General features: G+C 59.2%; 9 protein-coding genes. 2 read left to right on the top strand and 7 right to left on the bottom strand.

Annotation, left to right across the window (positions count from 1 at the left end; translation table 11 throughout):
• Positions 1-108 precede the first annotated feature (108 nt).
• A complete protein-coding gene (locus tag L2I46_RS24630) occupies positions 109-1,689 on the top strand; it encodes a lytic transglycosylase F (protein ID WP_236948290.1) in 1,581 nt (526 codons plus the stop codon).
• 128 nt (positions 1,690-1,817) lie between these two features.
• Here the strand turns inward: L2I46_RS24630 and ssb1 are convergent, their stop codons facing one another.
• Positions 1,818-2,342, bottom strand: a complete 525-nt coding sequence (ssb1, locus tag L2I46_RS24625) for a single-stranded DNA-binding protein SSB1 (RefSeq protein WP_004151744.1) — start codon at positions 2,340-2,342, stop codon at positions 1,818-1,820.
• A 254-nt stretch (positions 2,343-2,596) separates the two neighbouring features.
• On the opposite strand from ssb1, the gene uvrA reads away from it, so the two are divergent.
• Positions 2,597-5,422: an excinuclease ABC subunit UvrA gene (gene uvrA, locus L2I46_RS24620; protein ID WP_023291635.1), complete on the top strand. Its 2,826-nt coding sequence runs from the start codon at positions 2,597-2,599 to the stop codon at positions 5,420-5,422.
• On the opposite strand, the gene L2I46_RS24615 is transcribed toward uvrA, so the two are convergent.
• The 6 genes from L2I46_RS24615 to dnaB all read right to left on the bottom strand — a co-directional run bounded on the left by L2I46_RS24615 (position 5,423) and on the right by dnaB (position 11,133).
• Positions 5,423-5,779 (bottom strand): MmcQ/YjbR family DNA-binding protein, encoded by a 357-nt coding sequence (locus tag L2I46_RS24615; RefSeq protein ID WP_023291634.1) that lies wholly within the window; start codon positions 5,777-5,779, stop codon positions 5,423-5,425.
• Positions 5,780-5,782: 3 nt separating this feature from the next.
• The gene (locus L2I46_RS24610; RefSeq protein WP_004206303.1) at positions 5,783-6,199 is read right to left on the bottom strand and encodes a secondary thiamine-phosphate synthase enzyme YjbQ; all 417 of its coding nucleotides are present in this window, start codon (positions 6,197-6,199) and stop codon (positions 5,783-5,785) included.
• A 131-nt stretch (positions 6,200-6,330) separates the two neighbouring features.
• Positions 6,331-7,044, bottom strand: a complete 714-nt coding sequence (gene aphA / locus L2I46_RS24605) for an acid phosphatase AphA (protein ID WP_004151745.1) — start codon at positions 7,042-7,044, stop codon at positions 6,331-6,333.
• A 191-nt stretch (positions 7,045-7,235) separates the two neighbouring features.
• Positions 7,236-8,429 carry an aromatic amino acid transaminase gene (tyrB, locus tag L2I46_RS24600; protein WP_236948289.1) on the bottom strand — a complete coding sequence of 398 codons (1,194 nt, stop codon included), beginning with the start codon at positions 8,427-8,429 and terminating at the stop codon, positions 7,236-7,238.
• A 177-nt stretch (positions 8,430-8,606) separates the two neighbouring features.
• Entirely contained in the window at positions 8,607-9,686 is a 1,080-nt protein-coding gene (gene alr / locus L2I46_RS24595) for an alanine racemase (RefSeq protein ID WP_236948288.1), read from the bottom strand.
• Between the two features lie 31 nt (positions 9,687-9,717).
• Positions 9,718-11,133, bottom strand: coding sequence for a replicative DNA helicase (gene dnaB / locus L2I46_RS24590; RefSeq protein WP_002884942.1), 1,416 nt, complete (start codon positions 11,131-11,133; stop codon positions 9,718-9,720).
• Positions 11,134-11,155: the final 22 nt, after the last annotated feature.

The raw sequence follows: 11,155 nt of genomic DNA, 5'->3' as shown, positions 1-11,155 counted from the left end.
ATCGGCTCAAACATGAAGAAATGAAATGACTGAGTCAGCCGAGAAGAATTTCCCCGCTTATTCGCACCTTCCCTAAAATAAACACATCCCCCTGCGGAGTGTTCCTCCATGAACGCCAACTTGCTATCACGCCTGTTTATCGCCTGGCTCACCTGCCTCGCGACGCTGTTATTCGCCCCTATCCTGCTTGCGGCGGAGGCGGAAAAAGCGCCGCCGGTGGCAACCGAAGACAACACGCTGTCGATCCATATCGACGACATGCTGCAGCCGTGGAAAGGCGATCTGCCTGGCATGCTTGATCGGCGCACCATCCGGGTATTAACCACCTACAGCAAAACCTTCTTTTTTATTGATAAGGGAACCCAACGCGGAGCGACGCACGACATTTTCATGGCGCTGGAAAACGATCTGAATAAACAGCTGGCGAAAGATAAAAAGCTGAAACAGCGCCACCTGAAGCTGCATATCGTTTTCGTGCCGGTCAGCCGGGATAATCTCTTCACCGCGCTCAATGAAGGTAAAGGGGATATCGTCGCCGCCAACCTGACCATCACTCCGTCGCGGGAAGCCCAGGCCGCTTTCGCTCAGCCGCTCTACAGCGGCGTCAAAGAGTTGCTGATCTCCGGCCCGGCGTCGCCAAAGGTCGACAGCCTGGAGCAGCTTTCCGGTCAAACGGTCTTTGTTCGCCGCTCCTCCAGCTATTACGACAGTCTACAAGCACTGAACGCCCGATTTGCCAGTGAGTCAAGACCGCCGGTTATCCTGGAAGCGGCGCCGGAAGCGCTGGAGGATGAAGATCTGCTGGAAATGCTCAACGCCGGGCTGGTGCCGTTGATCGTCGTCGATCAGCATAAAGCTGTTTTCTGGAAACAGGTGTTTCCGAAAATCCAGGTCCATGACAACGTGGTGCTGCGCGACGGCGGCAACATTGCGTGGGCGGTACGCCAGAACAGTCCGCAGCTGCTGGCGCTGCTGAACAACTTTGTGAAAAAGAATCGTCAGGGCACCACGCTGGGCAATACTCTCCTGCTGCGTTACCTGAAAAACGCTAAATATGTCAAAAATGCCGCAGCGAGTCAGGAACGGCGCAAGTTCCTCGCCATGGTGGACGTCTTCCGTAAATATGGCGATCGCTACGATGTCGACTGGCTGCTGATGGCGGCCCAGGGATACCAGGAGTCGCGGCTGAACCAGTCGGTTCGAAGCCACGTCGGCGCCGTCGGGGTGATGCAGGTGATGCCCAGCACCGGAAGAGAGCTGAAGGTGGGCGATATTAAACAGCTGGATCCCAACATTCATGCTGGCGTGAAATATATGCGCTGGATGATAGATCGATACTATGCTGATGAGCCCATGACCCGGCTGGATAAAGCGCTATTTACCTTTGCTTCCTACAACGCCGGTCCAGCGCGTATCGCCCGCCTGCGCACCATGACCAAACAGCGCGGGTTTGATCCAAACGTCTGGTTCGGTAATGTCGAAAATCTGGCGGCAGAAAAAATCGGCGCGGAAACGGTGACCTACGTCAGCAATATCTATAAGTATTACATCGCCTATCGGCTGATCGTCGATGACATGGCCCGCAAACAGAAAGCGACGGCCGCGCCGCGGCAGAGGCCAGCGACACAGCCCGCCGCACCGCAGCCAGGCGTGGCGACGCCCGCAACCGCTCAGGTGCCCGCGGCCTGAAGCGCTCGCGATCCGCGATCAGTGGTCAAAACGACTCCTGAGGCGGTGGTGGAATAATCATAAAAAAAGCCCCGGCGAAACCGGGGCTTTCTGTTTTAACTACGCGAATATTGCGTCTAAGGCAAGCCTTAGAACGGGATATCGTCGTCGAAGTCCATCGGCGGTTCGTTGGAAGGCGCTGCCGGAGCCTGCTGCTGCGGACGGGACTGCGCGCCGCCGCTGAACTGGTTGCCGCCCTGCGGCTGCTGAGGCTGACCCCAACCGCCCTGCTGCTGGCCGCCGCCTGCCGGTGCGCCGCCGCCCTGACGGCCGCCCAGCATCTGCATGGTGCCGCCAACGTTCACCACCACTTCAGTGGTGTATTTGTCCTGACCGGATTGATCGGTCCACTTGCGGGTACGCAGCTGGCCTTCAATGTACACCTGAGAGCCTTTACGCAGGTACTCACCAGCGACTTCCGCCAGTTTGCCGAACAGCACAACGCGGTGCCATTCAGTCTGCTCTTTCATTTCGCCGGTCTGCTTGTCACGCCAGGATTCGGAAGTTGCCAGCGTGAAGTTGGCGACTGCGCCGCCACTTGGCATGTAGCGTACTTCCGGGTCCTGCCCCAGATTACCGACGAGAATCACCTTGTTTACGCCTCTGCTGGCCATGATCGAATCTCCTGAATAATACGTTTTGTATAAGTGTAAACCGGGAATTCTAACACCACAAAGGGACAATTTGATAGCTGCTAAGCCAATTCCAGAAAACATGCCGCCGCTATGCAAATTTTCACACGCTTCCCGCAGCGCCATTCCAATACTGTATATCCAGACAGGTTAAATTGTGTCATAATTAGCCGTTTCTGCCGTTTGTCCTTCAAGCAAACCAGGCAATCCGTGTATCTACCTACCGGGAAAGGTGAATGGATAAGATCGAAGTTCGGGGCGCCCGCACCCATAATCTCAAAAACATCAACCTCGTTATCCCGCGCGACAAACTCATTGTCGTCACCGGGCTTTCCGGGTCTGGCAAATCTTCACTGGCTTTCGACACCCTGTATGCCGAAGGCCAGCGTCGCTACGTCGAATCGCTCTCCGCCTATGCGCGACAGTTCCTGTCGCTGATGGAGAAGCCGGACGTCGACCATATCGAAGGGCTGTCGCCGGCGATTTCCATCGAACAGAAATCAACCTCTCACAACCCCCGCTCGACGGTGGGTACTATTACCGAAATTCACGACTACCTGCGTCTGCTGTACGCCCGCGTCGGCGAGCCGCGCTGTCCGGACCACGACGTGCCGCTGGCGGCGCAGACCGTCAGCCAGATGGTCGATAACGTCCTCGCCCAGCCGGAAGGCCTGCGTCTGATGCTGCTGGCGCCCATTATTAAAGAGCGTAAGGGCGAGCACACCAAAACCCTGGAAAACCTCGCCAGCCAGGGCTATATCCGCGCACGGATCGACGGCGAAGTCTGCGATCTCTCGGATCCGCCGAAGCTGGAGCTGCAGAAGAAACACACCATTGAGGTGGTGATCGACCGCTTCAAGGTCCGCGACGATCTGGCGCAACGTCTGGCCGAGTCGTTTGAAACCGCGCTGGAGCTCTCCGGCGGTACCGCCATCGTGGCCAATATGGATGATGAGAAAGCGGAAGAACTGCTGTTTTCCGCCAACTTCGCCTGCCCGATCTGCGGCTACAGCATGCGCGAGCTGGAGCCGCGCCTGTTCTCCTTCAACAACCCGGCGGGCGCCTGCCCGACCTGCGACGGCCTCGGCGTGCAGCAATATTTCGACCCCGATCGCGTGGTGCAAAATCCGGAGCTGTCGCTGGCCGGCGGCGCCATCCGCGGCTGGGATCGGCGTAACTTCTACTACTTCCAGATGCTGAAGTCGCTGGCGGAGCACTACAAGTTCGACGTCGAAGCGCCGTGGGGCACTCTCAGCGCCAGCGTGCAGAAAGTGGTCCTGTACGGTTCCGGTAAAGAGAATATTGAATTCAAATACATGAACGACCGCGGCGACACCTCGGTACGCCGCCATCCGTTCGAAGGCGTGCTGCATAACATGGAGCGCCGCTACAAAGAGACGGAATCCAGCGCGGTGCGCGAAGAGCTGGCGAAGTTCATCAGCAATCGCCCGTGCGCCAGCTGCGACGGTACGCGTCTGCGCCGCGAGGCGCGCCACGTGTTTGTGGAAAACACCCCGCTGCCGACCATTTCCGATATGAGCATCGGCCACGCGATGGACTTCTTCAACAATCTGAAACTCTCCGGCCAGCGGGCGAAAATCGCCGAAAAAGTGCTGAAAGAGATTGGCGATCGCCTGAAGTTCCTCGTCAACGTCGGCCTCAACTACCTGACGCTCTCCCGTTCGGCGGAAACGCTCTCCGGCGGCGAGGCCCAGCGTATCCGTCTGGCAAGCCAGATTGGCGCCGGACTGGTTGGCGTGATGTACGTCCTGGATGAGCCCTCCATCGGCCTGCACCAGCGCGATAACGAGCGCCTGCTCGGGACCCTGATCCACCTGCGTAATTTAGGCAACACGGTGATCGTCGTTGAGCATGACGAAGACGCCATTCGCGCCGCCGACCATGTGATCGATATCGGCCCTGGGGCTGGGGTCCACGGCGGCCAGGTGGTGGCGGAAGGGCCGCTGGAGGCCATTATGGCCGTCCCGGAATCCCTGACCGGCCAGTTCATGAGCGGCAAGCGCAAAATTGAAGTGCCGAAGCAGCGCGTGCCCGCCGATCCGGAGAAAGTCCTCAAACTGACCGGCGCGCGCGGCAACAACCTGAAAGACGTGACGCTGACTCTGCCGGTGGGCCTGTTTACCTGCATTACCGGCGTCTCCGGCTCGGGTAAATCAACGCTGATCAACGATACCCTGTTCCCGATTGCCCAGCGTCAGCTTAACGGGGCGACCATCGCCGAACCGGCGCCGTATCGCGATATTCAGGGGCTGGAGCACTTCGATAAAGTCATCGATATCGACCAGAGCCCGATCGGCCGTACGCCGCGCTCCAATCCCGCGACCTATACCGGGGTGTTTACGCCGGTGCGCGAGCTCTTCGCCGGGGTGCCGGAATCACGTTCCCGCGGTTATACGCCGGGTCGTTTCAGTTTTAACGTCCGCGGCGGTCGCTGCGAAGCCTGCCAGGGCGACGGAGTGATCAAGGTCGAAATGCACTTCCTGCCGGATATCTACGTACCGTGCGACCAGTGCAAAGGTAAGCGCTATAACCGCGAAACGCTGGAGATTAAGTACAAAGGCAAAACCATCCACGAAGTGCTGGATATGACCATTGAAGAAGCGCGCGAGTTCTTTGATGCCGTACCGGCGCTGGCGCGTAAGCTGCAAACCCTGATGGATGTCGGCCTGACCTATATCCGTCTCGGCCAGTCGGCGACGACGCTGTCCGGCGGCGAGGCGCAGCGCGTGAAGCTGGCGCGCGAGCTGTCCAAGCGCGGTACCGGCCAGACGCTGTATATCCTCGATGAGCCGACCACCGGTCTGCACTTCGCCGATATCCAGCAGCTGCTGGAAGTGCTGCACCAGCTGCGCGATCAGGGCAATACTATCGTGGTGATTGAGCACAACCTCGACGTGATAAAAACTGCCGACTGGATTGTCGATCTCGGCCCGGAAGGCGGCAGCGGCGGCGGCGAAATTCTGGTTTCCGGTACGCCGGAAACCGTCGCTGAGTGCGAAGCCTCGCACACCGCGCGCTTCCTGAAGCCGATGCTGAAATAATTAGCGGGAAAGCTGCTGCCGGACCGGCTCCGGCAGCATTTTCACCGCCTGCTGGTAAGACGCATCGACCAGGTAGTAGATTTGCGAATCCGGCAGCGAGCCATCCAGAAAGACGGTGCTCCAGTGCGCTTTATTGAGATGCTTGCTGGGCCGGACGTCGCGATGCTGCTGCCGCAGCAGCTCCGCCAGCTCCGGACTCGCCTTCAACGCAACCGCCGGCCGCTGGTCTTCGACCTCCTTCACCATGGCAAACAGCACGTCCGAGACCTTAATCTGCGTGGCTTTCCAGTCGCTGTGGACGCTCTGCTCTGCTCCCGGCTTCGCCATGCAGTACTGCAATAACTCCGAAATTGTCATCTTTTATTCCCCCATGAGCGTCGCAACGATGTGCCGCGAACCGCCGTGTATCCGATGCTCCCCCAGCCAGATGCCCTGCCAGGTCCCCAGCCTGACGCGTCCGTCCTCGACCGGCAGCATCAGCGACACGCCAAGCATCGATGATTTGATGTGCGACGGCATATCGTCAGGGCCTTCATAATCATGTTCGTACGGCGCATTGTCCGGCACGGCGTTAAGAAAATACTGCTCCATGTCATACCGGACGGTGGGATCGCAGTTTTCGTTGAGCGTCAGGGAAGCGGAAGTATGCTGGAGCAGGAGGTGTAGCAGGCCGACCTTCACCCCGGACAGCCCGCGGATCTGGCCGAGGATTTCGTCGGTGACCAGATGAAAACCACGGGATTTGGGCCCAAGCGTCAGGGTTTGCTGATACCACATCATCGACTCCTTTTTGCGAATGAATCCCTCTAAGTGTGCAGCAATACGTGAAAAGGTAAAACCTTCCACCCCGGATTTTGCATAAAAAAACGGCAGCGTCACCGCTGCCGTTTATCCCGTTCAGGCGCCCATCAGTATTCGGAATTGACGATCACTTCTTCGCCCAGCGCGCCCGCCATCGGCAGCGGCTTGTAGGAGGAGTTGGCGGCGCGCAGCACGCGGATCCCGCGGGCGCCCGCCTCGCGGGCAGCGGTAATGTCGTTATCCGAGTCGCCATAGAAAACCTTTATCTGCTTCGCCTGCAGCCACTGGGTCTTGGTGTTCTGACCCGGCTTATCGCCAGCGAAAATCACCGGGTTCATATTGGCGGCCGGGATGAGGAAATCATCCTGCAGGGTTTTAGAAACGGTTTCTGTTTTGGTCTGGCTGCGGCCGGTGACGAACCAGATGCTGTCGCCACGCTTCACATGCATGGCAATCAGCTGGCGCGCCACCTCTTTTGGCATGCTGAATTCGTCCCAGCCGTTGTTCATTTTTTCCCAGAACTGCGGGTTTTTCAGGTAATCCTCACTGCCGGGGGAGAAGGTTTTTTGCCCGCGCCAGAAACCGGGACTGGAGAAGAGGACGGTATCATCGATATCAAAACCGACGGCCATCGGCGGGCGCCCCAGCAGGCTGTTCTCAATTTGCGCCACCGAAACCCAGTGGATCGGCGCCTGCTCGGCCAGCTGGGCCACGTTGGTACCGACCCACAGCGGCTGCGGCGTGGAGGCGCGCGCCACGACGGCGCTGTTCAGCGTGAACAGGAGAGAGGCCGCCGCAAGGGCGAGAGTAAGTTTGCGCATATTTATCCCTAAATCTATCAATCATTATTGTTTTCAATAATGTGCATGCTTAGTAACGTCCCGACCTTACCCGCAGGCGGCAGGGATGAAAAGCCTTTTTCGCGCAGATGTCATAGAAAAAGAGGATGATCACAATCAGAGGGGGTTGCCCCTGCCCGTTGACCGGCAGAGACAACCTGCTGGAGAGCGGCTTACATTACCGCGGCAAAGGCTTTCGCTACCTGCTGAACATTACGTGAGTTTAACCCCGCCACACACATACGTCCGCTGGCAATCAGGTAGACGCCAAACTCGTCGCGCAGGCGATCCACCTGCGCCGCGCTGAAGCCGGTGTAGCTGAACATCCCGCGCTGCTTGAGCAGATAATCCACTTTGCTGCCCGGAGCAACCTGCTGCAGCGCGTCGACCAGCGCCTGACGCATGGTCAGGATATGCGCGCGCATGGCGTCCACTTCCGCCTGCCAGGTGGCTTTCAGCCCGGCATCGTTCAGCACCGTCGCCACCACCTGCGCGCCAAAGCTCGGCGGGCTGGAGTAGTTGCGGCGCACGGTGGCCTTCAGCTGGCCCAGCACGCGGCCTGCGGTTTCACTGTCTTCACAGACCACCGACAAGCCGCCGACGCGCTCCCCGTACAGGGAGAAAATTTTGGAGAAAGAGTTGCTGACCAGCATCGGCATCCCGGCGCTGGCGATGGCGCGAATGGCGTAGGCATCCTCTTCCAGCCCTGCGCCAAAGCCCTGGTAGGCGATATCGAGGAACGGGATCAGCTGACGCGCTTTCAGGATCTCCACCACACGATCCCACTGTTCCGGCGTCAGATCGGCGCCGGTCGGGTTGTGGCAGCAGGGGTGCAGCAGCACAATGTCGCGCGTCGGCAGCGTTTGCAGCGTCGCCAGCAGCGCTTCAAAGCGCACGCCGTTGGTAGCTTTATCAAACCAGGGGTAAGTACTTACTTCGAATCCAGCCCCTTCAAATATTGCGATGTGGTTTTCCCAGGTCGGGTCACTGACCCAGACATGAGACTCAGGAAAGTAGCGTTTGAGGAAGTCGGCCCCGACCTTCAGCGCGCCCGAACCGCCGACCGTCTGAATGGAGGCGATGCGGTTTTGCTTTAGCGCAGTATGCTCTGCGCCAAACAGCAGCGGGGCAATCGCCTGGCGGTAGCCGCTCAGCCCTTCCATCGGCAGATACAGCGAGGCGCCGTGCGGCTCGGCGTTCAGGCGCGCTTCCGCTTCCGCCACCGCCTGCAGCTGCGGGATAATGCCGTCATCGTTGTAATACAGCCCGATACTCAGGTTGACTTTGTCGCTTCGCGGGTCTTCTTTGAAGCGTTCCATCAGAGAAAGAATTGGGTCGCCGGCGTAGGCGTCAACTTTTTGAAACACGCGATGTATCTCCAGGTTTACATAGGGCAGGTTCTTACACAATAAACCGGATATGACGGCAGGTCGAGAGGATGTTGAGGGGAAAGTGACTGCGCAGCGGTATAAACCGCTTTTTTGTCCGCGGCTATACCGATTGCGTACCGGACCAGCGTCTGAGCTATCCGGTACGAACGAGGCTTAGTCGAGGTATTTCATGGCTACGCGGGAGGTCAGTCGCGTAATAAGTTCGTAAGCGCTCACTTTCGTTATCTCGGCGATGCGCTCTACCGGGAGTCCCTCTCCCCACAGCACCACCGCGTCGCCGGCTTTATCCTCGGCCTGCGGGCCGAGGTCAACACAGATCATATCCATCGCCACCCGGCCGACAATCGGCACTTCGCGGCCATTGACCAGCACTGGGGTGCCCGACGGCGCGGCGCGCGGATAACCGTCGCCATAGCCCATCGCGACCACGCCGAGCCGAGTGTCGCGTTCGCTGATCCAGGTGCCGCCGTAGCCGACGGGCTCCCCTGCTTTATGCTCGCGCACGGCAATCAGGCTGGACGTCAGGGTCATCACCGGCTGACAGCCAAAATGTTTCCCGGTGGAGCGATCGTCCAGCGGCGACACGCCATACAGGATAATGCCCGGACGCACCCAGTCATAATGCGACTGCGGCCACAGCAGGATGCCACCCGAGGCGGCAATAGAGCGCCATCCCGGCTTGCCTTCGGTAAAGGTGGTGAAGATATCCAGCTGCCGTTCGGTGGCGCCGCAGGTCGGCTCATCGGCGCGGGCGAAGTGGCTCACCACGTTGACCGGCTGGCGGACGTTTTTGCACTGGCTCAGACGCTGATAAAACGCCTCAGCTTCCTCCGGGCGCACCCCTAAGCGATGCATACCGGTATCCAGTTTCATCCACACGGTCACCGGCTCGGGGAGGTCGGCTTGCTCCAGCGCCGCCAGCTGTTCGGGGCTATGCACCGCCGTATGCAGACGCTGAGCGGCGATCACCGCCAGGTCTTCCGCCGCAAAAAAGCCTTCCAGCAGGAGGATCGGCTGGACGATCCCCCCCGCTCGCAGGCGTAGCGCCTCTTCCAGGCGGGCGACGCCAAAAGCGTCGGCGTCGGTCAGCGTTCGCGCGGTCTCAAGAAGACCGTGTCCGTAGGCGTTCGCTTTCACCACCGCAACCAGTTTGCTGGCAGGCGCCAGTTCACGCAGACGTTGCAGGTTGTGTCGCAGAGCGCGGCGGTTGATAACTACAGTTGCCGCTTGCATTTGAATTCCTTAATTAAAGAAGGAGGAAGGATTACTCATCATCATACTGAGGGCCAGCATAATTATCGAAACGCGACCACTGGCCGTTGAAGGTCAGTCGCACGGTGCCGATCGGGCCGTTACGTTGTTTACCAATGATAATTTCCGCGATGCCCTTCAGATCGCTGTTCTCGTGATAGACCTCATCACGGTAAATGAACATGATTAAGTCGGCATCCTGTTCGATAGAGCCGGACTCACGCAGGTCGGAGTTGACCGGGCGTTTATCGGCACGTTGCTCCAGCGAGCGGTTCAGCTGCGACAGCGCCACCACCGGCACCTGCAGCTCTTTGGCCAGCGCCTTCAGCGAGCGGGAGATTTCGGCGATCTCGAGGGTACGGTTGTCGGAGAGCGACGGCACGCGCATCAGCTGCAGGTAGTCGATCATAATCAGCCCGATACCGCCGTGCTCGCGAGCGATACGCCGCGCGCGGGAACGCACTTCCGTCGGCGTCAGGCCGGAGGAGTCATCGATATAGATGTTACGTTTTTCCAGCAGAATGCCCATGGTGCCGGAGATCCGCGCCCAGTCCTCATCGTCCAGCTGACCGGTACGAATGCGGGTCTGATCGACGCGCGACAGCGAGGCCAGAGAACGCATCATGATCTGTTCCGAGGGCATCTCGAGACTGAAGATGAGTACCGGCTTGTCCTGCAGCATCGCGGCGTTTTCCACGAGGTTCATGGCGAAGGTCGTTTTACCCATCGACGGACGGGCGGCGACGATAATCAGATCCGACGGCTGCAGGCCGGCGGTCTTTTTGTTGAGGTCGTCGTAGCCGGTGTTGACCCCGGTAACGCCGTCGTGGGGCTGCTGGAACAGCTGTTCGATTCGGGCGACGGTGGCGTCGAGGACATCGGCGATGTTTTTCGGCCCTTCGTCTTTATTGGCCCGGCTTTCAGCGATTTTAAAGACGCGGGACTCGGCGAGGTCGAGCAGATCTTCGCTGGTTCGCCCCTGCGGGTCGAAGCCGGCCTCGGCGATCTCATTGGCCACCGAGATCATCTCGCGCACGACCGCGCGTTCGCGCACGATGTCGGCATAGGCGCTGATGTTTGCCGCGCTGGGGGTATTTTTGGACAGTTCAGCCAGATAGGCGAAGCCGCCCACGCTGTCCAGCTGTCCCTGACGCTCCAGCGACTCCGCAAGGGTGATCAGGTCAATCGGGCTGCCCGACTCCTGCAGGCGCGCCATCTCGGTAAAGATATGACGATGCGGACGGGTATAAAAGTCATCGGCAACGACGCGTTCGGCGACGTCGTCCCAGCGCTCGTTATCCAGCATTAAACCGCCCAACACCGACTGCTCCGCTTCAATCGAGTGCGGCGGGACTTTCAGCCCGGCGAGCTGCGGATCGCGTTCGCGGGTTTCTGTCTGTGGTTTGTTGAAGGGTTTATTTCCTGCCATAGCCTAACGTTTCACCGATACG

Source organism: Klebsiella sp. 2019SCSN059 (assembly GCF_021739525.1).
Classification (GTDB): domain Bacteria; phylum Pseudomonadota; class Gammaproteobacteria; order Enterobacterales; family Enterobacteriaceae; genus Klebsiella; species Klebsiella quasipneumoniae.
The sequence above is the reverse complement of the archived record's forward strand: the minus strand, read 5'-3'. Positions and strand labels throughout refer to the sequence as shown.